Genomic DNA, 19,778 nt, shown 5'->3' with positions numbered 1-19,778 from the left:
GAGTAAACTTCGTTAAATTGTAATGATCGCAAAACCGAAAGCCACCTCCATGAATATCTCAAGAAAAAAGAGGATAAGCTTATCTCCTCAATACTTTATAATATAAAAAGTCATTGCGGCGCACATCTTGATAAAAAATAGGCATTATATGAGAAATTTTCTCACTCGCCCCCCCTCTGAACTGATGCTCCTTTTACGCGATTGACGCTTTAACACATTTTTGCCACATTTCTGGCTATAAGACGGGCCGTCGATAGGCACAGTTATGTGCTTCGTCGGCTCCGGCGCCCCCGGAAGGCTGTGTTTCCGTGTTGTGAAACGGCCTGATGCATTCAGAAGAATGTATGGTGGGGTTGCCCTCTGTCAGGGAGCGCGGTGCGCTCTCGTTACTGAGGACAAGACACCTTTGGGTCTGAACCTGTCTCTTACGCGCCGTCAGATGCGCTTGTTGACCGCCGCTGGCGGCTCTAGCCTCATGCTGACCGCTGCGTTTGGCTCTGCTTGGTTAGGCGGCAAGCTGACGCGCGACGCGCAAATCCGCGAACAGGCCGAAAGCCTGATGAGCCTGAATGATCACTCCTATGGCGCGGACCGTCTGCGTCAGATGAACGGCGAAAAGCATATCGCCGCGCTTCAGGACGATCTGGACCGCCGCGCCATCGCGCTGGTCATGCGTCACGAATCCTATACCTCGCCTGTGGCCACGATGCGCCTGCGTCAGGACCGCCAGCGTACCGACCTGTTTGCGTCTCTGGTCGGCCCGGCCCGCGCGCACAAGGCCGAAGCCGCCTCCGCCCCGGTGCTGAAGGCCAGCCTTGATCTGGGCCTGATGCGCGTGCCCTCACGCACGGCCCCGGCCTCGCCCTTTGATCTCAAGAACCGCTCCGCCTCTGACCTCGATTGCCTGACTCAGGCCGTCTATTACGAAGCGCGCGGCGAAACCGATTCCGGTCAGCGCGCCGTGGCTCAGGTGATCCTGAACCGCGTACGTCACCCCGCCTACCCCAAGACCATCTGTAATGTGGTCTATCAGGGCGCGGTGAAGCGCACCGGCTGTCAGTTCAGCTTCACCTGCAACGGCATCATGTCCAACCGCGTCGAAAGCTGGGCTTGGAAACGCGCTCGCACCGTCGCCGAAGACGCGCTGGACGGTTATGTGATGAAGTCGGTCGGCGCTTCGACCCATTTCCATGTACTGGGCATCTCTCCCGACTGGTCGGTACGCATGCAACGCACCGCCACCATCGGCAACCACGCCTTCTATCAGTTCTCCAGCCGGGGCGCGCAGATGCTGGCCGCCGCCGATCAGGTCCGCCCTTCGGCGGCCCCGACGCTGGAGCAGGCGAAAGAGACGACGGAAGCCCCTGTCCTGCCCGCAGCCCCGGCGGATACCAAGGCCTCTGACGCCCTCAGCCATCTGCGGGACACCAGCAAGGATAGCGCTGTAAAGGCCATCGCCCTGTCGTCACAAGTCAAGAGCGAGGATGTCCAAGCACTCACGCAGGCCGCGAAAGTGGCAACGCACGCCAAGCCGTAACCGGGCGATTTTCTAAACGAAAAAACGACACCACAGCGCCTAGGGTAACCCTTAGGCGCTGTTTTTATTAAGGTTACCCGTGTTTCATTATAAGACAAAAAAAATGACGGATGTTAGGGTTTCGACAACTATGTTCTGACACCCTGCCTGACAATCCGGGGTTTGCGGACGCGTGGTGAGTCGTGCCTTTAGTTGGATCACGCACCGAGGCCCTAGAAAAACCATTTCTCCGGGCGGTCACCCAAAACCGTACCGGAAACGCAGACACTAGATTGTCAGGGGCCATAATGACTAAGTCGAAATCTGCCGGCGGCAAGCTGAGCATCTCCAACCTGTCCTTCACGCTGAAGTTCATGACTCCGGCCGCCGTCGCCACCGCGCTGATCGTCGCGCTGGCCTTCGGGGCCGTCACCGTGATGAACACGCAAGGCAAGGCGATCGAAAACATCAATACCCAAAGCCTCCCCGCCGTTCAGGCCATGGGCGACATCAAGTCGGCCATTAAGGAAGCCAATGGCCAGTTGTTCCGCGCCATGACCGATCAGGCGTCAGGTGCTGGCACCAATGCCGATCAGAAGGTCGCCCTGGTCGTACAGGACCTCGGCAAGATCGAAACCAGCATCAAGTCTATGGCCGGTGCCACCACCGACGCCACCAAGAAGAAGGACCTCGAAGACCTCGGCAAGGAGGTCAAGACCTATAAGGAAGCCGTCGAGTTCGCCGGCTCGGTCATGACCGTCGATTTCCCCTCCGTCGCACCGCTGATGTCGCAGTTCGACGAAGGCTACGCCAAGATGTCCCAACTCTCGGACAAGATCATCGCCGGTCAGGTCGCTCAGGCCAAGGCGGACGCCGAAGCTGCCCGCACGGCTCAGACCACAGGCATCTCCATGCTGACCGTCTTCGCCGCCATCATGGCCGTCCTGTCCTGCGGTATCGCCTTCGTCTTCTCGCGCGCTACCGTGACCGGCATCAACCGCATCGCCAAGACCACCGAAGAACTGGCGCGTGGCAATCTGAATGTGGACATTCAATCCCTGGCGCGGGGCGATGAACTGAAGTCGGTCGTCGATAGCCTCAATGTCTTCAAGGCCAATGCCGAAGAAAAGCTGCGCCTCGCCGAAATCGAAGCCGCCACCATGAAGACCCGCGAAGAACGCGCCCGTCAGATGTCGGAACTGGCCGAACGCTTCCGCCACGAAGCTCAGGACATGCTGGACGCCCTGTCGGCCGCCGCCTCGGACCTCGACGCCAACGGTCGCACCCTGCTCACCATCGCGCAGGAAAACGAGCGCCGTTCGCAATCGGCGGTCTCCTCGATCCGCAACTCGGCCGACAACGTGCAAAACGTTGCCTCGGCGACCACCGAACTGTCGGCGTCGATCGGCGTCATCGGTGATCAGGCCGTCCGCTCGGTGGAAATCGCCGCCGAAGCGGTGTCGGAAGCCGACAAGACCAACGACTCGATGGTCGAGCTGAGCCGCGCTGCCGATCAGATCGGCGAAGTTGTGGACCTCATCAACGCAATCGCCCAGCAAACCAACCTGCTGGCGCTGAACGCCACCATCGAATCGGCCCGCGCCGGTGAAGCCGGTAAGGGCTTCGCGGTCGTGGCCTCGGAAGTGAAGTCGCTGGCGCAGCAAACCGCCAAGGCCACGGACGAAATCCGCGAGCGTATCAAGGACATCCAGACGGCGGCCCAGAACGGCGTCTCGGCTATCCGCGGTATCGGTGCCACCATCAAGCACATGAACGAAATCGCTTCGTCCATCGCCGACTCGGTGCACCAGCAAGGCGACGCGACCAACGAAATCGCCCGCAACGTCAACGAAGCCTCGGACGGCACCACCACCGCCTCCACCTCCGTCTCACAACTGTCGGCCTCGGCCGCCGATACGGAAAAGGCCTCGACCGAGATGCTGGGCGCCGCGCGTCAGTTGACGCAACGCACGGAAGCCATGAGCGAAAATATCCGCCGTTTCCTGGCCGAACTGACCGCCGCCTAAATCCAGCGCTAAAATCCAGCCTGACATCCCCTCCGGAGGCCCTCCGGAGGGGTTTTTTGTATGCTTATCCACAAAAACCGTCTTTAGGTGTGAAAATAATTATCGCGCCGCACAATAGATTCACCGGCAATTAAACACTCATAGGTATATTGAACTCGCGCTAAACAACGCATCCCGTCCTCCTCCCCGTGGGCCGAATGCCCAGTACCGATTCAGAAAGAGTTTTACGCCGTGAAAGCCGTTATCTTTTCCGCCCTTGCCCTGACCGCCCTTGCCGCTCCGGCCTTTGCCGAGTGTGACGAAGCCCAGGAAGCCGCCGCCGGTAAGGCGATCGCGGCCGCCACCGCATCTGCCGTGTCCAAGGCCGTTGCCGTCGAAGGCAAGCAGATGGTGAGCATCAATACCTGCGACGCCGCCGGCAAGACCGCCACCGCTGAATTCAAGTACAACTTCCTAGGCGCGGGTGGCCTGTACTGGGTCGAAGGTACAGCCAAATACAATGGCACGGCCGTGACAGACCTGAAGCTGAAGCGTCTGAGCCCGAACCTGGCTGCCGCCGAAGCCAAGGCGGGCATCAAGCTGGCCTCGAACTAAGACATAAACGCCGCCGGGCACGATCTGTCCGGCGGCTTTTTTCATTTTTTTGCTTATTTTTTCTCGTCTCCGGACGCCATTAAGATTTACCCCCTTGTATTTCAAGTAATTGAAATAACGGAGTTAATCTCCGTAAAAATTTCCTAATGCCCTGTTTAACTTAAGATTATTCATTATCAGATAGAGTGTAGTCATCCTGAAGAAACTCAAGGAGCTACAAAGAGATGATCAAGAAAAGCCTTATGATTGCCGCCGTCGCCGTTCTGGGTATGACGGGCGCCGCCCAAGCCGCCGAGTGCGATGACGCACAGCAGGCCGAAGCCGGCTCCGCCCTCGCCGGTCTGGCCAAGGCCGCTGTGTCGAAGGTCGTTCCCGTCACCGGCAAGCAGATGGTCAACGTCAATGCCTGCGACGTGCGCGCCGGCACCTACTCAATCGAATTCAAGTACAACTTCCTGGGCGCTGACGGCCTGTATTGGGTCGAAGGCACCGCGCGCTTTGGCGCTGGCGGCTCGAACCCGTCGGTGAAGATCACCAAGGCGTCGCCGAACATGGCCGCTGCGGAAGCCAAAGCCGGCGTGAAGCTGGCTTCCAACTAAGTCGTCCCGAGGCGACTGAAAAAAACCCTCCGCGAGTGATCGCGGAGGGTTTTGCGTTTTGGGTTTGCGTCACGTTCTGACGTTATTTTCGTCCGAAAGGCCTGAAATCCTGCGGGCGGCTTTGCACCGGCCCGGATTTAGGCTTTTGCCCCAGAAAAACTCCGCCAAACAGGGCGAATGAAGTCATAGCGTGTTGTTTCTTTTCATTGTCGTTCATCACAATGCGCCTCCTTTTTCATGACAAGATGAACAAGAAGACGCGTCGCAAACTCTCAGGGGACTCTCACCTCTCTCAGCCGTCGTCGCGTCGGATACCAATGTGCCACAAACTCAAAAAACGCGCAACAACCATTCCGTAATCGGAGTAAAAATTGAATTATGAATTATACAATTCATTGTTTTTATTTATTATTTTAAATTTCGAAATTCAATTTTTCAATTTAATTTCATCCGAACACGCCGCATTTTCGCCGATTCACGATAAAAAAACCTTATCCGCATAGACTGTGACCAACCGGAAAAGACCGGTCGCCCGTCACGGGCAGCCCGAAAGCGGTGGTGGTGGTTTCGTTATGCTGAGATCTGCGTTTATTCTGGGATGCGCTATCACCAGCGCCGTGGCCACCGGCCTGCTGGTGGTACGGCACGAAGGCTTCACCTCCAAAGGCGATGAAACCGCGACCGTGGTGCAAACGTCCCAGACGCACAGTGTCTCTGCCCCCAGCACCATCGGCGGGGTCACCGCCATCCCCAAGGCGGCCGACGGCCACTACTGGGCTGAGGCAAGGGTCAACACCACAACGGTGAAATTTCTGGTCGATACGGGGGCCTCTGTGGTCGCCCTGACGCCGCAGGACGCCCGCCGTCTGGGCATCAATCTGAACACCCTCACCTACGATCAGGACGTCACCACCGCCAGCGGCAAGACGCAGGCCGCCCGCGTCGTTATTGACCGCGTGCAGATCGGCCAGAGCCAGATGGACGATGTCGAGGCCCTGGTCATCCGCGAAGGCCTGTCCACCTCACTACTGGGCATGAGCTATCTGGGCCGTCTCAGCCGCTTTGAGGCCACGCAGGGCAGCCTTATCCTGCGTCCGTAAGGCTCGCCTCATAGGCCTCACGTCGCGCCTGAGACGACGCCATGGCGTCGCGCACCGCCTCGATGGCCTGATCCAGCACCTCTATCCCCGCGCCGGGACGGATCGACTCTACCGTGAGGATACGCCGGAAGGCCCGCGCACCGGGCAGGCCGTGCATCAGCCCCAGCATGTGCCGCGTAATGGCCGACAGATGCACACCCGCCGCCAGTTGCGCCCCCATATAGGGGCGATAGGCCTCCAGCGCCTCAAATGGCCCGACATCGGCCTCGCCGCCAAATATACGCCGGTCCACCTGCCCCAGCAGGGCCGGCTCATGATAGGCGGCGCGGCCCAGCATGACCCCATCGACGTGTTTCAGATGCGCTTCGGCCGCCTCCAGCGTGCCAATCCCGCCATTGATCGAGATCGTCAAATCCGGATGGGCGCGCTTCAAGGCATAGACCAGTTCGTAATTGAGCGGCGGGATGTCGCGGTTTTCCTTGGGAGATAGTCCTTTAAGCCACGCCTTGCGCGCATGGACGATAAAGGTCCGCACCCCCGCCTGGCGGCAGGCTTCGACCAGCGCAAACAGGGCCGCCTCTTCGTCCTGATCATCGACACCGATGCGGCACTTAACCGTCACGGGCAGCCGGGTCACCTCGCCCATGGCCTGCATACAGTCAGCGACAAGCTGTGGTTCGCGCATCAGACAAGCCCCGAACGACCCCGACTGCACGCGGTCGGACGGACAGCCGCAATTGAGGTTGACCTCGTCATAACCCCAATCTTCGGCAATCTTGGCACAGGCCGCCAGTTCATCCGGCTCAGACCCGCCCAGTTGCAGCGCCACCGGATGCTCGACCTCGGAAAAGCCGAGCAACTTCTGACGGTCGCCATTGATGATCGCCCGCGAAGTGACCATCTCGGTATAGAGCAGCGCCCCCTTCGTCAGGGTCCGGTGAAAGGCCCGACAATGCCGGTCCGTCCAGTCCATCATCGGCGCCACGGAAAACCTTGACGGCTTAAACAATTGATTTTCTTTCATAAAGTTACGAAATTACGATCCAGTCAACATACTGGACAGACTGAGGAAACCAACAGATCCAATACACGAATTTTCATTCTATTTACAATATTTTTCAATGCGTTATAGATTTTACAGCCTTGATAACCTTGCCCCAACAAAGAAGCACGCCGCGAAAAAGTACAACATTGATGTACTATTTTGTAAAATGATGTACCGCGCCAGATATTGCGGATCAAGTCCGTCCAATTTTGTACAATGTTGCGCCCATATAAGGCTTTTCCGTCCCTTAGCGATGAATCTCAAAGATAAAGTGAGTCAAAAAAGAAGCCACAATAGAGGTGCAATAAAGCCTCACTCATTTTTTCTCCAAGTCCAGCTACCGCTTCGGGCCTGTTGAAATTTTTCACACAATCCATAAGCCAGCGATGAGTGCGCTAAATTCGCTGCTCATGGCACGAGGTGTGTAGATGTCCTGCGGGCCATTAGCCTCAGTCGCGAGTGACGCTAGAATTTCTAATTTGCTTATATAAAATTATATTAGTAGGAATTAATCAACGCCGACGCACGCAGCGAGGCGCAGGTTAGGTATCGCTTGACGTCAACGTCGCGACCCACCGAATTCCACGACAAGCCTGATTGCGCGCCACCAGCAGACGGGGCTGCGCGTCGCTCCCGCCTTGCCATTTTCCTCAGAAAGGCTCACCCCATGAGCTCTAATTCCTTACAGAATTCGACTTTTTCAGAGACGATTCCAAACCTCTGGTACACACGCTGCCCCGTGCCCACGCCCCTGGGTCTTGCGGTTCAACTTGGCTATTTTCGCGATGAATTTGCCGCCGAAGGGCTGGAACTGAAATCCCTTCAGGAAAGTCTCGATCCAGCGGTCAAGGAATCTCATTTCGATCACACCCTACAAAACTCATTCCGACAAGGAGGGAATATACCGGCCATCTGGGCCAGGGCCAATGGACGCGAAACGCGCGTAATCGGCCTGAACTGGACAGATGAGTCCCTGCTGGTGATTACCCTGCCTGGTTCCGGCATTTCCACGAGCAAGGACCTCAAGGGGCGTCGCCTCGCCCTGCCCGTAAACCCAGGTTCTATCGACTTCAACCGGGCCACGGCGCTGCGCGCCTACGATCAGGTGCTGCGACTGGAAGGTCTTGGGCTCACGGATGTCGAACTCGTCGATGTGGTCGCACCCACGCTTGCCGATGCGGGTGCTGACATCGACGCTTCCGGCAGGCGTATTCGCCGCCGTTCAGGCTATTTCGCGGAGATCAAGGCCCTGCTTAACGGCGAAGTTGATGCTATCTTCGTCAAAGGCGTGTCAGGGCTTGAGATTACGCGCGCCCTTGCTGCCCATGTGGTCACAGATATTGGTTTCCACCCCGATCCGAAGGTCCGAATCAACAATGGCGCGCCCCGCACCCTGACGGTCGATCAGGCCCTGCTCGATGCCCGTCCGGATATCGTCGCGCGCTTTCTCGGTCGTGTGGTGCAGGCTGGGGAATGGGCACGTCAGCACCCCGCCGAAACCCATGATTTCATTGCTCGGGAAACGTCGAGTTACCCTGATCTGGTGCGCGCGGCCTATGGCGAGAACGTTCATCAAAACCTCGACACTTTCCTGAATGACGAGGCGGTTGCAGCCTTGGCGGATTTCAAGGACTTCCTGTTCCGCCATGGCTTCCTGAAGGCCGATTTCGACGTTCAGCAGTGGATTTCCTACGCGGGCTTTGAAGCCCTCGAAAGCGCGATCGCCGCGCAATAACCCGACAGATAAAAAGAAGCTTCTCTTATGACGACCTCCCTTATCGGACGGCGCGCGCTTTGGCTCGCCTCCACGACCCTTATTGCCTTTACGGTCCCCGCCTTTGCCAATGAGACAACCCCGGCGGACGATCAGTCGATCACGCGCCAAGCCGCCGAAGAGGCCGCCCTGCGTCGCAATGACAAGGCTGGCGCCGTTGAAACCGTGGTGGTTACGGCCAACAAGCGCTCCGAGAGCGCCCAGAAGGTGCCGACCGCCCTCAGCGTGGTGTCAGGCAGCGCGCTGGAACGGCAGGAAATCCGCTCGGCTGGCGATGTGGTGCGGTTCATCCCAAATGCGTCCGCTGCCCAAACCGAGTCGCGCAATCGCCCGCGCTGGTTCATCCGCGGCATCGGCTCGAACGATCCGGCGGCTAATGTCGTCAACCCGGTCGGTGTCTATGTAGACGAAGTTTATCTCAATGCACCTTGGTTTCAGGCCTTTCCGGCCTTTGACCTTGATCGCGTCGAAGTTTTGAGGGGGCCGCAAGGCACGCTATGGGGCAAGAATACGGTTGGCGGGGCGATTCACTACGTCTCGCGCAAACCGCAGTTTACGCCGGGCGGATTTGCCCGGGTTGGGCTGGGTAATTTCGACAGCTATAACGCACAGGGTGCCGTGACGGGTCCATTGTCAGAGACACTGGCGGCGCGTTTGTCGTTCAGCACCGAAAAGCGTGGCGGCATAGCGACCAACACAGTCACGGGCGAAGACGATTTCGGCAAGGTGAGCGACTCCGCCGTTCGCTTTCAGTTACTCTATCGTCCGAACGACGATTTCGAAGCGCTGTTGTCTCTGCGGGCCCGCAACTCGGACGGCACGCCGATTGCGCGCTATATCGAGCCGGCCTATCCCGACAATGCGACCTTCAAAGGTGCGAGCGCGGGCTTTGATGACTACGGAAACGCCGCAACCAAGGCTCCTGATGTCGGTGCGTCCAATGTGGATGGCTCATCCAAGACCGATCAGACAGGTGCAACGCTGACGCTCAACTGGTCGCGGGGTGATTACACCCTGACCTCGATTACCGCTGCCGACAATGGTCGTCAGGTGTCGAAGTCCGACGGGGACTTTACACCCTTTGAAGGCTCGCGGTCTTATGCCGACATCGAAAGCCGTCAGTTTACGCAGGAATTCCGCCTCACCTCGCCACGGGCGGATCGTTTCAACTGGATTGCCGGCTTCCACTACTTCTGGGAAGACTTCTCGTCTGACTCCTCAACGGCAACCACGCAGACCACGGCCTATCTGGATCGCGGCACCGGTGCCCAGCGCTGGCGCCACACCTACTTCCAGAATGTGAAATATGATCAGGAAGCCAAGTCCTATGCGCTTTTCGGGTCAGGGACGTGGAATATCACCGACCGCTTCTCAATTACCGGCGGGCTGCGCTACACCTCGGAACAGCGTGACGCTACAATAAACATCTTTAACGGCGCGGGCGAAGCCGCGACGCGCCGGGGCAATACCGTCAATCCCGCCAATACGCCGACAGCGGCTCAGCCACTGGTGACCTTCACCAATCCGGGCCAGTGGTGGCTGCGGTCGTCTGTCACGGCGACCACCCCCTATGCGCCTTTTGTCTCCTCGCCTTCGAAAACCTGGAACCGCTGGACCTGGGATATTACCCCGCAATACAAGCTGTCCGACGATATTCTGATCTATGCCAAGCACGCGCGCGGCTTCCGTTCCGGCACCTTTCAGGCCTCAGCCACCCAATCGAACCAGTTTGACCCGAACGGCATCGAGCCGGAAGATCTCTACTCCTACGAAGGCGGTCTGAAATCGCAATGGTGGGACAAGAAGCTGCGTCTGAACCTGTCGGCCTTCTACTACGACTACAAAAAGGCGCAGGTGCTGGTGCAGGGGGTGCCCATCGTCACCGGCGGCACGACGGCCTTCGCAGCGCGCCTGATCAACGCCCAGGGCTGGTCACGCGGGATCGAACTGGACCTTTCGGCGCGTCCGACGACCAATCTGCGCATTGATGCGGCGCTGGGGACGCTCGACACCGAATACACCGACAACTTTATCCCCAACAACCCCAATACCGGTCAGTTGTTCGGTAAAGGCAACGAGTTCACACGGGCCCCGAAATTTTCCGGGACTGTAGCCGTTGAATATCGCATTCCGACCGATTTCGGCGACGTGACACTGCAAAGCGACTGGAGCTACCGCACCTCACAGTGGTTCACCGTCAATGCGCAGGAAGACGATCCGTCGAAGCTCGACTACCTCGTCAGCCAGTACCAGCGGCAAAAGGGCTACGCGCTCGGTAATGCCCGTATCACCGCCGCCTTCGGCGACAGGTATGAGGTGAGCGCCTATGTGCGCAACCTGACCGACGAAACCTACAAGATCCTGACCTTCGGCACTCAGCAGGGCGCGCGTCTGACCACCTATGGCGACCCGCGCACCTTCGGGGTGACGCTGGCGGCCAAGTTCTGAGGGAGGCACAGATGCTCAGACGTACCCTTATCGCGGGCCTGATGGGCAGCAGCGCGGCCGCACTTGGCGCGTGTGGCAACCGCGCGGGCGACAGGGCGGCGACCAAATCCACCGCCCTGCCCGCCACTGTGACGATTGCCGCCATCTCCTATCCTTATCAGGGCAAGCAAACCTATAACGGGCTCACTCAGGTCGTTATCAATCAGGGCTGGCTTGAGAGCGAATTGGCGTCAAAGGGCGTCAAGCTGGCCTTCTTCCCGGTGCCGACCTCTGTCGGTGGGCCGTTGATCAACGAAAGTTTTGCGGCCAGGCGCATCGACTTCGCGGGCTATGGCGATTTTCCGGCGCTGATTGCCAAATCCGGTGGCGTGGATATCCGCGCCATCACCTCCTCAGGCCCCGGGAACAATGCCTATCTGATCGTGCGTAAAGGTCTTGAGGCCAAATCCATCGAAGACCTGAAAGGCAAGTCGCTAGCCATCCACCGCGGCCGCCCGTGGGAACTGACGCTGGCCAAGCTGCTGGACTCAAAGGGTCTGACGCTCAACGATTTCAAAATCTACAACCTCAATCCACAGGCGGCCTATTCTGCGCTGTCTTCGGGTAAGGTCGATGCCGTCTTTACCCTGTCCGAGGCCCTGCTTCAGGAAGACAAGGGCGCAGGCACGATCATCTGGTCCACGGCGTCGCATCCGGAATGGAAGATGCGTACGGGATTGTTCGCCCGCAGCGCTTTTACCGCCGAACACCCTGAACTTACGCAACGGGTGGTCAATGCCTATCTGAAGGCGGCGCATTGGGCCTCGCAGCCCGAAAACCGCACGGCGTACCTGGAGCTGGCGTCGCGCGGCAATAGTCCGGTCAGCGTCGTCGAACGCGATCTGGCCAACAAGGGCGGGGCGTGGAAAGACAATTTCTCTCCCATCATAGATCAGGCCTTTGTCTCGCATTTTGACGATGTGTCGAAATACACCTTCACCAACAAGCTGGTTCAGAAAGAGGTCGCCACCCGCGACTTTGTCGATCCGACCTTCGTCAATGCCGGGCTTAAAGCGCTGAAGCTCGACGGTTTCTGGAACGAAACCCCGGTGACCCAACTATGAGCCTTAATGCAGAGCGTTCAGCCCGTCCCCTGACTTCAGAGGACGGCCCAGCCGAAAGGCGGGGGGTGGGGTTAATAGCGGAATTTAGTCTTGCGCCGACTAAACCCGCCCTTCCCTCAGAACCGAATGTGGGGGATGGCCCGACGACAGCAAAATTGGCGTCCTCCCCCTGGCTGTTCCTGACCGGCTTTTCCTCGCTGGCCTTGCTCAGCGGGGTTTCCATCGGCCTTGCGAAGGTCGTGACGCAGTTCTTTGCCCTGTCGATCGGCGCGCAACCTTTTGAAATCGGCCTGATCATGGCCATGGAGTCGATCGGGATGGTGCTGGTCACCGTGCCCGCGGGCTTTATCATCGCCCGCTTCGGAGCGCGCCGCGTCTATGCCATCGCTTCCACAGGCCCTTTGATCGCCAATCTGTTTATACCCTTTGCAAGCAGTTGGGTTGGGCTGGCCATCGCCCGACTGTCGATCGGCCTGTGCATCCCCTTCCGCATCGTCTCGATGAACTCGACCTTTCTGGCGCAATTGCACCGTATCGGCCTTGGTAAGGCCGGGTGGTACCGCGGGGCCCTGACCGCCGGTATGGCGCTGGTTGGTCCGGCTCTGGCGACGTTGCTGGTGCCGCACCTGAGCTACCCCTGGGTGTTCGCCATCATCGCTGGTCTGTTCGGCATCATGGCGATCGGCTCTCTGTTCTTCTTCACCGATGAAGCGCCCGCCACCGATAAATCCTTGTCGGCCAAACACATTCTGAGCGAAGCGCGTAGCCTGCTGAAGCATCGGGACGTGTCGGAGTCGTGCCTGATCGAGTTCATCTCTTCGGCGACCGGCTCCCTGTTTGCCAGTTTCATCATCGTCGTGGCCAGTCATCTTAACGGGCTTTCCAAAGAGGACGGCGTGCACGTCATGCTCTGCCACGGGGCCATGACGGTCCTCGCTCTGTTCCTGGGTGGGCGTCTGACGCAGGGGCTGAATAAGTGGGCCGCTTACAGTGCTGGCCTGTTACTGGCCACGGCGGCACTGATCACGCTGGGGACAGCACAGGGCTTTGTCCAACTGGCCCTCGGGGCTGTGCTTCTGAGCGCCGGTAGTGCCCTCGTCCACCTCGTCAATATGCGTCTGCTCAGCCACCATCCCGGCGAAAAGTCCAAGATTTCCGGCCTTTACAACCTGTCGTCCATGACCGGATCAACGCTCGGCGCGCTCAGCGGCGGCTTCGTCTCCAAGGCTGTGGCGGTACAGGCGATTTACCTCCTGTGGTTGCCGGTTCTGTGGCTGGCCGCAGCCCTCCTCTTCTTCCTCGTCAAAGGCGCTCCCCATGACCCAGCCTGATCTCCTGCTGCGGCTACGACTCAAGCAAGCCGAAGGGACAAACTGGCGACTGATCCTGTCGGTCGGCTCGCCTCTGGCGCTGCTGCTTCTGTGGCAGACGATCACGGCGTTGCGGATATTCCCGCCCGAAGTCCTCGTTTCCCCAGCGGCGGTTCTTGCCGCTTTCGTTGAAATCATCCGGACGGGCGAGCTCCAGCGCCATCTGTCCGAAAGCCTGAACCGGCTGGTCTGGGGGTTCGGCAGCGGCACCGCGCTCGGCCTGCTGTTCGGGCTGGTGATGGCGCTGTCGAAGACGGTCGAGCGGCTGTTCGGCCCGACCTTTCAGGCCGTGCGTCAGGTGCCGGTTCTGGCCTTCATCCCCATGCTGATCCTGCTGCTGGGTATCGACGATTTGTTCAAGATCGTCGTCATCGCCAAGGCCGCCTTTTTCCCGGTGGCGCTTGCGGCCTACGACAGCGTCAAGGGCCTGCCGCGCGCTCATTTTGAGGTCGCCGCCCTGTACCGGACACCGCCCTGGATGCTGGTCACCCGCATACTGATCCCCGCCACCCTGCCCCATATTCTCGCCGGCGTGCGCCTCAGCCTGACCCGCGCCTGGCTGGTGCTGGTGGCGGCGGAACTGATCGTCGCCGACTCCGGTCTGGGGCAGATGATGGAGATGGGACGACAGATGTTCCGCCTCGACATCGTCATGGCGGGCGTGATTGTCGCCGGCGTTATCGGCTTCGCGCTTGATCGACTGTTTCAGCTTCTGCAAGCGCATGCTCTGCGCTGGAAGGCGGCGTAGCATGTCCAAAATCTTCAACGTCAGGACGCTTCTGCCTCTGATCGGATTTCTTCCACCGGTGCTGTTCTTCCTGTGGTGGGACCATCAGTCGGCTCAGGACGGCGCACAAGCGCTCGCCTACGTCTCCTTTGCCCAGATCGGTCAGGCCTTGAGCGATACCTTCGGCTCCGGTGAACTGGGCAGCGCCTATCTCGCCAGCCTTGGGCGCGCCTTTGCCGGATTGCTGATCGGCGGCAGCATCGGCATGGCCGTAGGCACGGTCATGGGCCTGTCCAAACCCGTCGAATGGGCCGTGTCCCCGCTTTATAACAGCCTGCGTCAGGTGCCGATCCTTGGCTGGTTGCCTCTGATCGGGCTGTGGTTCGGGTCTGGCGATGGCGCCAAGCTGATCATCGTCGCCTTATCCGCCTTCTATCCGACGGTTCTGTTCACCTTTGAGGGCCTGAAACAGGCCGAGGCGCGCCTGCTCGATGTCAGCCGCATCTATCGCCTCAATGCATGGCAGACCTTCTGGCGGGTGCGGTGGCCGGCCGCCTTACCGTCTGTGTTTACCGGCCTGTTTCAGGCGCTGGCCTTTACCTGGATCGCGACCATCGGCGTGGAACTGCTGTTCTCTTCGGGTTTCGGCCTGGGTGCGATGATGCAACAGGCCCAGCTTCAGGCCCGGCTCGACGTCGTGCTGGTCTGCGTTCTGTTCGTCGGCCTTACCGGTTTTCTGCTCAACGCCCTCATCCGTCAACTCAGCCAGCGCCTTCTCAGTTGGCGCAGTGTCCGCCTTTAGGAGTTACCAATGGACTATGTTTCTCCGTCCAGCCTTACCGGTGCGCCGCCCCGTCAAACCGGAGCCCTTACGCTCAAAGGCATACGCAAGCAGTTCAATTTCCGGGATCGTGAACTGAAGGTGCTGGCGGGGTTCGACCTCAGCGTCAATCCCGGCGAGTTCGTCTCCATAGTCGGGCCGTCCGGCTGCGGCAAGTCCACGCTGCTGCGTCTGATCGCGGGGCTCGATGATGCCTATGAGGGGACGATTACGCTCGATGGACAGCGTGTCGTCGGCACCTCGCTGGAACGCGGGCTGGTGTTTCAGGATCACCGGCTCTTTCCGTGGATGACGTTGGAAGACAATATCGCGCTCGCCCTGACCAACCGGCCCTTGTCAAAGGCCGCCAAAGCCAAGCTGGTCGCCGAACACATTGCGCTCGTCGGTCTGAAGGGCTTTGAAAAGGCCTGGCCGCATCAGTTGTCGGGCGGCATGGCGCAGCGGGCCGCCATCGCCCGCGCACTGGTCAATGAGCCCAAGGTCCTGCTGCTGGACGAGCCGTTCGGGGCGTTGGATGCCCTGACGCGCATTCACCTGCAAAAGGAGCTTCAGCGCATCTGGCTGGCCAGCGGGGCCACCATGATCATGATTACCCACGATGTCGAAGAAGCGCTTTATCTGGGGGATCGCGTCGTCGTCATGCAGGCCAATCCCGGCCGCATCGTCCACACGGTCGATGTCGAGCTGCCACATCCGCGTGATCGCGCTTCGCCCGTTCTGCACCGGCTGAAAGACGAAATCATCGCTGAATTGACCGAAACCCCAGAAGATAACGCGACCGTCGTTCCCCTGCACAAGGGAGAGCCCAGATGAGCTTTGACGACACCACCGCCCGCCGTGCGGCCTTCCCGGTTGACCCGGCCTTTGTCGAACGCTGGTCCAGCCGCGCCCTCAGCGGCGAAGCGATTTCCGATGCAGAACTGAATACCTGTTTCGAAGCCGCGCGCTGGGCTCCGTCGGGCTTCAACGCGCAGCCGGTGCGCTTCGTCTATGCCCACCGCGAGACGCCCGAATTTGACGCCTTGCTGTCCCTGCTCAATGCCAAGAACCAGAGCTGGGCCCGCCGGTCGGCCGCTTTGGTCTTCGTCCTTTCTCGCACGGATTTTGTCTTTAACGGTCAAACCGTAGAGGTCGGCAGCCATGCCTTTGATGCAGGAGCCGCCTGGGCCGCCTTTGCCCATCAGGCGCATCTTTTGGGCCTGAGTGCCCGCGCCATAGGCGGCTTCGACCGCGCCGCCGCACCCGCAGCCCTTGGCCTCACCGCCAATTTCGCCGTCCACGTGGCCGTCGCCGTTGGTCGGCGCGGCCCGCTGCACGACCTGCCCGAAACCTTCCACGCGCAGGAAGCCCCTTCCGCGCGCCGCCCGTTTGAGACCTTCGTTCACGAAGGCCGTTTCAGAGGAGAACCCTGATGACGCTTCTGCCCCCGCTGGTGCCCGCCGACACGGTATGGATCACCCGTTGCCCCGTTCCGACGGCCACAGCCATTGCCCTGCATCATGGCTGGTTCGATCAGGCCTTTACTGCGCGCGGTTTCCGCACTCAGACGCTTCAGGATACCACCGACCCCAAGCTGCGCTCGCAGCACTTCTACCATGATCTGCGCACCCTCTTCCGCGAAGGCGGCAACGTCCCGGCCTTCTGGGCTCGTGCCAAAGGGCACGACAATACGGTGGTGGTCGGTTTGACCTGGGTCGATGAAACCCAGCTTCTGCTGGCGCGTCCGGGCAGTGGCCTCACCCCTGATGCCCTGAAAGGCAAGGTGCTCGGTCTGTCGAATGCCCCCGGTGCCGTCGATATCTGGCGGGCTATGGCGCTGCGCGGATACGAAACAGCGCTGAAACTTCACGGTCTGACGCTTGATGACGTCACGCTGAAGGACCTGCACGCTCCGGAAGTCAACTGGAATGGTCAGCGACGGGGCGGCACCTGGTCTTCGGCCAGTGAAGACGCCCTGCTTTCGGGCGAAGTCGATCTGATCTATGCCAAGGGCGCGCCCGCCGTCGCCTTGCAGGCCAAGCACGGGCTTGAGGTGGTACTGGATCTCAACACGCTGTCTGATCCGGTGCTGCGCATCAATAACGGCACGCCCCGCCCCATCACAGTGCACCGGCATTTTCTCAACGATCACCCCGAACTGATCGCTCTTTACCTGCGCATCATAGATCAGGCCTCCGACTGGGCGCGCGCCAACCCACAGCGAGTGGCCGACATCATCGCCTCTGAAACCGGCACGACGCCCGACGCCGTGCGCGCCGGATATGGCGAAAAACTGGCCAGGAGTTTCGACGTCTCTCTGTCGCCTGAGCGCGTCGCCGCTTTTCAGGATCAGGCCGACTTCCTCTTCCGCCATCGGCTGATCGAAGCCCCTGTTGATGTCGGTCAATGGATCGACGGATCGGCGCTCAAGGCCGCCCGCGAGGCTCCAGACCTCGCCCTTCCCCTGCAACCCCTTGAAACGGTTTGAGACTATCCATGACCCAATTCTACTGGCGCCTACCGACGGCAGGTGATGACCGATCCGCCGCCTTCGACGGCTTCAGCCGCGATAACAAACCCGTGGCCAATGCCACAATCAGTGACCCGCGCGGCAGCGTTTATAGCCTGTTCGACTATCTGGCTCAGGTGGCGCGGGCCGCCGAACTGACGGGCTTTGACGGCCTGATTGCCCCCGATGACCGCAACGGTGTCGCGCCGTGGATCGTCGTCGGTGCCATCGCCCGCGAAGTCCGTCGCCCGCATCTGATTGCGGAGTTCAGCCCCGGTCAGGGATCAGCTGTTTATGCGGCCAAAGAGGCCGTCACCTTCCAGCGCTATAGCCGCAACCGCCTCGGCTGGGCGCTGAGGTCTGCCCCGGAGGCGACCGAACGCCGGGCACTGGGTGATTTTGCGAACGACACTGACCTCTCGCGTCGTCTGGAGGAATTTCTGATCGTCTCCAAAGGCGTCGCCAGCCAGAGCGATTTCACCTTCAAGGGCGATTTCTTTGAGGTGCTCAAAGGTGGCTTCGCCGGCCCCTTGAGCGGCCTCGATCTGCCGGAGATCACACTTTCGGGGACGGATGACGCCGCGCTGGCACTGTCGGCAGCCTTTGCGGATGTTCACGCCTTGCCACTCGGCACGCCCGATCTCGCGCCGCGCATCGGCAGGCTGAAGGCACTGGCCGCTGACCATGGTCGCCATGTGCGCGTGGGGCTGAAAGCGCGCGTCTTCGTTCATGACGATGGGGAGCGGGCCGCTCTTGAGGCCCGCCGCGCGGGGTTTGAGGGCGATGCGGCCACCCTGATCGGCAGCTATCGCACGGTTGCCGAAGACATCGCCCTGCTGAGCGATCTGGGCGTTGATCGCTTCGAACTCTTCGCGCCGCGCAGTCTGGAAACCGTCTATCGCGTCGGCGAACACGTCCTGCCTTTGCTGCGGCAGGCGCACCCCAAGGCCGCTTAAGGAAAGGCAACACATGTCCAAGATCGACTTCTTCTGGCGGCTGCCTACGCACGGCTGCTCGTCATCTATTCGCAATCCGAACCTGACGCGCGGCGACTGGGTGCCGCTTCAACCCGGCAATCAGGCTCCGGGCCTGTACGACGGTCAGGCCGATGGCACGACCTATGTCGACCACGTTGCTCAGATTGCACGTGCTGCCGAAATTTCCGGTTTCCATGGCGGACTGATCCCGTCCTTCCCCATGACCGATGATCCGTGGGTCATAGCGTCACATCTGGCGCGCGAAACCAAAACCTTCCGTTTTATGATTGCTTTTCAGCCGGGCTTCATCAACCCCGTCGAAACGGCGCGTTTGACGGCCTCTCTGCAACTGGCCACGCAAGGCCGCGCGCTGTTCAACATCATCACCGGCGGCGGAGGCCCGGCTCAACTGTGGTGGGGCGACAGCTTCGCCCACGATGACCGCTATGGCCGCACAACCGAATTTCTCGACATCCTGAAAGGGGTGTGGAAAGACGCGCCGTTCAGCTATGATGGTCGCTTCTACAGCGTCGAGAACGGTCAGCTTCCCGCGCCGCTGGCCGCCACAGACCTGCCGGAAATCTACTTCTCCGGTTCATCGAATGCGGCTCTGGCCTCGGCGTCGAAACATGCCGACTTCTACCTGTCGTGGCTCGAACCCTTCGATCAGATCAAGGCCAAGTTTGCCGCCGTCAAGGAAAAGACCGACGCCCTCGGTCGCAAGATCAAGTGCTCCATCCGTGTGGACCTGATCGCGCGCCCCACCGAAGAAGAGGCCTGGGCCGACGCAAAGGCCGGGTTTGAAGCCACCGCGCACAAACGCAGCGACGCTTTCCGGCAGGCTTCCGACTCCGTCGGTGCCGCGCGGCAGGCCGCCTTCCGCGCCTCGGACGCCCGCTATTACGACGACCTGATCATCGGCCCAAATCTATGGACCGGCTTTTCGCTGCTGCGCGGCGGGCCTGCCCTTGGAATTGTCGGCTCCTATGAGCAATGCGCCGAACGTTTGGATGAACTGATCCAACTGGGCGCCGACAGCTTCATCCTCGCCGCGACGCCGCACCTCGAAGAAGCCTACCGCGTAGGTGAGGAGGTCCTCCCCCTCGTCCGGGGCCGTCAGGCCGCCTTTTCCATCGCCGCTGAATAACCCTCCCTGTTTTGAAAGGAAC

Annotated in this window: 18 protein-coding genes; 16 read left to right on the top strand and 2 right to left on the bottom strand. The window is 60.0% G+C overall.

The window, feature by feature from the left end:
- Positions 1–475: 475 nt before the first annotated feature.
- The 4 genes from EM6_RS10995 (at position 476) to EM6_RS10980 (ending at position 4,736) form a co-directional block, all read left to right on the top strand.
- A complete protein-coding gene (locus tag EM6_RS10995) occupies positions 476–1,537 on the top strand; it encodes a cell wall hydrolase (RefSeq protein ID WP_232037056.1) in 1,062 nt (353 codons plus the stop codon).
- A 287-nt stretch (positions 1,538–1,824) separates the two neighbouring features.
- Entirely contained in the window at positions 1,825–3,543 is a 1,719-nt protein-coding gene (locus EM6_RS10990) for a methyl-accepting chemotaxis protein (RefSeq protein ID WP_126422751.1), read from the top strand.
- 231 nt (positions 3,544–3,774) lie between these two features.
- A complete protein-coding gene (locus EM6_RS10985) occupies positions 3,775–4,137 on the top strand; it encodes a hypothetical protein (protein ID WP_126422749.1) in 363 nt (120 codons plus the stop codon).
- Between the two features lie 224 nt (positions 4,138–4,361).
- The gene (locus EM6_RS10980; RefSeq protein ID WP_126422747.1) at positions 4,362–4,736 is read left to right on the top strand and encodes a hypothetical protein; all 375 of its coding nucleotides are present in this window, start codon (positions 4,362–4,364) and stop codon (positions 4,734–4,736) included.
- Positions 4,737–4,818: 82 nt separating this feature from the next.
- Here the strand turns inward: EM6_RS10980 and EM6_RS17365 are convergent, their stop codons facing one another.
- A complete protein-coding gene (locus EM6_RS17365; protein ID WP_172961088.1) occupies positions 4,819–4,956 on the bottom strand; it encodes a hypothetical protein in 138 nt (45 codons plus the stop codon).
- 352 nt (positions 4,957–5,308) lie between these two features.
- Here EM6_RS17365 and EM6_RS10975 point away from each other — a divergent pair, with 352 nt between their 5' ends.
- Complete coding sequence (locus tag EM6_RS10975) at positions 5,309–5,836, top strand: TIGR02281 family clan AA aspartic protease (RefSeq protein ID WP_126422745.1); 528 nt, start codon at positions 5,309–5,311, stop codon at positions 5,834–5,836.
- On the opposite strand, the gene dusA is transcribed toward EM6_RS10975, so the two are convergent.
- A complete protein-coding gene (gene dusA / locus EM6_RS10970; RefSeq protein WP_126422743.1) occupies positions 5,820–6,860 on the bottom strand; it encodes a tRNA dihydrouridine(20/20a) synthase DusA in 1,041 nt (346 codons plus the stop codon). The genes EM6_RS10975 and dusA overlap by 17 nt on opposite strands.
- Before the next feature lie 688 nt (positions 6,861–7,548).
- Here dusA and EM6_RS10965 point away from each other — a divergent pair.
- The 11 genes from EM6_RS10965 to EM6_RS10915 all read left to right on the top strand — a co-directional run bounded on the left by EM6_RS10965 (position 7,549) and on the right by EM6_RS10915 (position 19,756).
- Positions 7,549–8,616, top strand: coding sequence for an ABC transporter substrate-binding protein (locus EM6_RS10965; RefSeq protein WP_126422741.1), 1,068 nt, complete (start codon positions 7,549–7,551; stop codon positions 8,614–8,616).
- A 27-nt stretch (positions 8,617–8,643) separates the two neighbouring features.
- A complete protein-coding gene (locus EM6_RS10960) occupies positions 8,644–11,103 on the top strand; it encodes a TonB-dependent receptor (protein ID WP_126422739.1) in 2,460 nt (819 codons plus the stop codon).
- 11 nt (positions 11,104–11,114) lie between these two features.
- Positions 11,115–12,206 carry an ABC transporter substrate-binding protein gene (locus EM6_RS10955; RefSeq protein ID WP_126422737.1) on the top strand — a complete coding sequence of 364 codons (1,092 nt, stop codon included), beginning with the start codon at positions 11,115–11,117 and terminating at the stop codon, positions 12,204–12,206.
- A 155-nt stretch (positions 12,207–12,361) separates the two neighbouring features.
- Positions 12,362–13,537: an MFS transporter gene (locus EM6_RS10950; protein ID WP_172961203.1), complete on the top strand. Its 1,176-nt coding sequence runs from the start codon at positions 12,362–12,364 to the stop codon at positions 13,535–13,537.
- Positions 13,524–14,324 (top strand): ABC transporter permease, encoded by an 801-nt coding sequence (locus EM6_RS10945; protein ID WP_126422733.1) that lies wholly within the window; start codon positions 13,524–13,526, stop codon positions 14,322–14,324. The genes EM6_RS10950 and EM6_RS10945 overlap by 14 nt, the downstream gene beginning before the upstream one ends.
- Before the next feature lies 1 nt (position 14,325).
- The gene (locus EM6_RS10940) at positions 14,326–15,105 is read left to right on the top strand and encodes an ABC transporter permease (protein WP_126422731.1); all 780 of its coding nucleotides are present in this window, start codon (positions 14,326–14,328) and stop codon (positions 15,103–15,105) included.
- 9 nt (positions 15,106–15,114) lie between these two features.
- Positions 15,115–15,957, top strand: coding sequence for an ABC transporter ATP-binding protein (locus EM6_RS10935; RefSeq protein WP_126422729.1), 843 nt, complete (start codon positions 15,115–15,117; stop codon positions 15,955–15,957).
- Positions 15,954–16,556: a nitroreductase family protein gene (locus EM6_RS10930; protein ID WP_126422727.1), complete on the top strand. Its 603-nt coding sequence runs from the start codon at positions 15,954–15,956 to the stop codon at positions 16,554–16,556. Before EM6_RS10935 ends, EM6_RS10930 begins: the two co-directional genes overlap by 4 nt.
- Positions 16,556–17,611, top strand: a complete 1,056-nt coding sequence (locus tag EM6_RS10925; protein WP_126422725.1) for an ABC transporter substrate-binding protein — start codon at positions 16,556–16,558, stop codon at positions 17,609–17,611. The genes EM6_RS10930 and EM6_RS10925 overlap by 1 nt, the downstream gene beginning before the upstream one ends.
- Before the next feature lie 8 nt (positions 17,612–17,619).
- The gene (locus EM6_RS10920; protein ID WP_126422724.1) at positions 17,620–18,588 is read left to right on the top strand and encodes an LLM class flavin-dependent oxidoreductase; all 969 of its coding nucleotides are present in this window, start codon (positions 17,620–17,622) and stop codon (positions 18,586–18,588) included.
- 13 nt (positions 18,589–18,601) lie between these two features.
- Complete coding sequence (locus tag EM6_RS10915; RefSeq protein WP_126422722.1) at positions 18,602–19,756, top strand: LLM class flavin-dependent oxidoreductase; 1,155 nt, start codon at positions 18,602–18,604, stop codon at positions 19,754–19,756.
- Positions 19,757–19,778 lie beyond the last annotated feature (22 nt).

This window comes from Asticcacaulis excentricus (genome assembly GCF_003966695.1).
In the GTDB taxonomy this organism is placed as follows: Bacteria; Pseudomonadota; Alphaproteobacteria; order Caulobacterales; family Caulobacteraceae; genus Asticcacaulis; species Asticcacaulis excentricus_A.
Note: the sequence above shows the minus strand (reverse complement) of the source record. Positions and strands in the feature narration are given on the sequence as shown.

Excerpts from the sequence above, each read along its gene's own strand:
- EM6_RS10995 (WP_232037056.1), top strand. The coding sequence starts at position 476 with ATGCTGACCGCTGCGTTTGGCTCTGCTTGGTTAGGCGGCAAGCTGACG.
- EM6_RS10990 (WP_126422751.1), top strand. The coding sequence starts at position 1,825 with ATGACTAAGTCGAAATCTGCCGGCGGCAAGCTGAGCATCTCCAACCTG.
- EM6_RS10980 (WP_126422747.1), top strand. The coding sequence starts at position 4,362 with ATGATCAAGAAAAGCCTTATGATTGCCGCCGTCGCCGTTCTGGGTATG.
- EM6_RS10975 (WP_126422745.1), top strand. The coding sequence starts at position 5,309 with ATGCTGAGATCTGCGTTTATTCTGGGATGCGCTATCACCAGCGCCGTG.
- dusA (WP_126422743.1), bottom strand. The coding sequence starts at position 6,860 with ATGAAAGAAAATCAATTGTTTAAGCCGTCAAGGTTTTCCGTGGCGCCG.
- EM6_RS10965 (WP_126422741.1), top strand. The coding sequence starts at position 7,549 with ATGAGCTCTAATTCCTTACAGAATTCGACTTTTTCAGAGACGATTCCA.
- EM6_RS10960 (WP_126422739.1), top strand. The coding sequence starts at position 8,644 with ATGACGACCTCCCTTATCGGACGGCGCGCGCTTTGGCTCGCCTCCACG.
- EM6_RS10955 (WP_126422737.1), top strand. The coding sequence starts at position 11,115 with ATGCTCAGACGTACCCTTATCGCGGGCCTGATGGGCAGCAGCGCGGCC.
- EM6_RS10945 (WP_126422733.1), top strand. The coding sequence starts at position 13,524 with ATGACCCAGCCTGATCTCCTGCTGCGGCTACGACTCAAGCAAGCCGAA.
- EM6_RS10940 (WP_126422731.1), top strand. The coding sequence starts at position 14,326 with ATGTCCAAAATCTTCAACGTCAGGACGCTTCTGCCTCTGATCGGATTT.
- EM6_RS10935 (WP_126422729.1), top strand. The coding sequence starts at position 15,115 with ATGGACTATGTTTCTCCGTCCAGCCTTACCGGTGCGCCGCCCCGTCAA.
- EM6_RS10930 (WP_126422727.1), top strand. The coding sequence starts at position 15,954 with ATGAGCTTTGACGACACCACCGCCCGCCGTGCGGCCTTCCCGGTTGAC.
- EM6_RS10925 (WP_126422725.1), top strand. The coding sequence starts at position 16,556 with ATGACGCTTCTGCCCCCGCTGGTGCCCGCCGACACGGTATGGATCACC.
- EM6_RS10920 (WP_126422724.1), top strand. The coding sequence starts at position 17,620 with ATGACCCAATTCTACTGGCGCCTACCGACGGCAGGTGATGACCGATCC.
- EM6_RS10915 (WP_126422722.1), top strand. The coding sequence starts at position 18,602 with ATGTCCAAGATCGACTTCTTCTGGCGGCTGCCTACGCACGGCTGCTCG.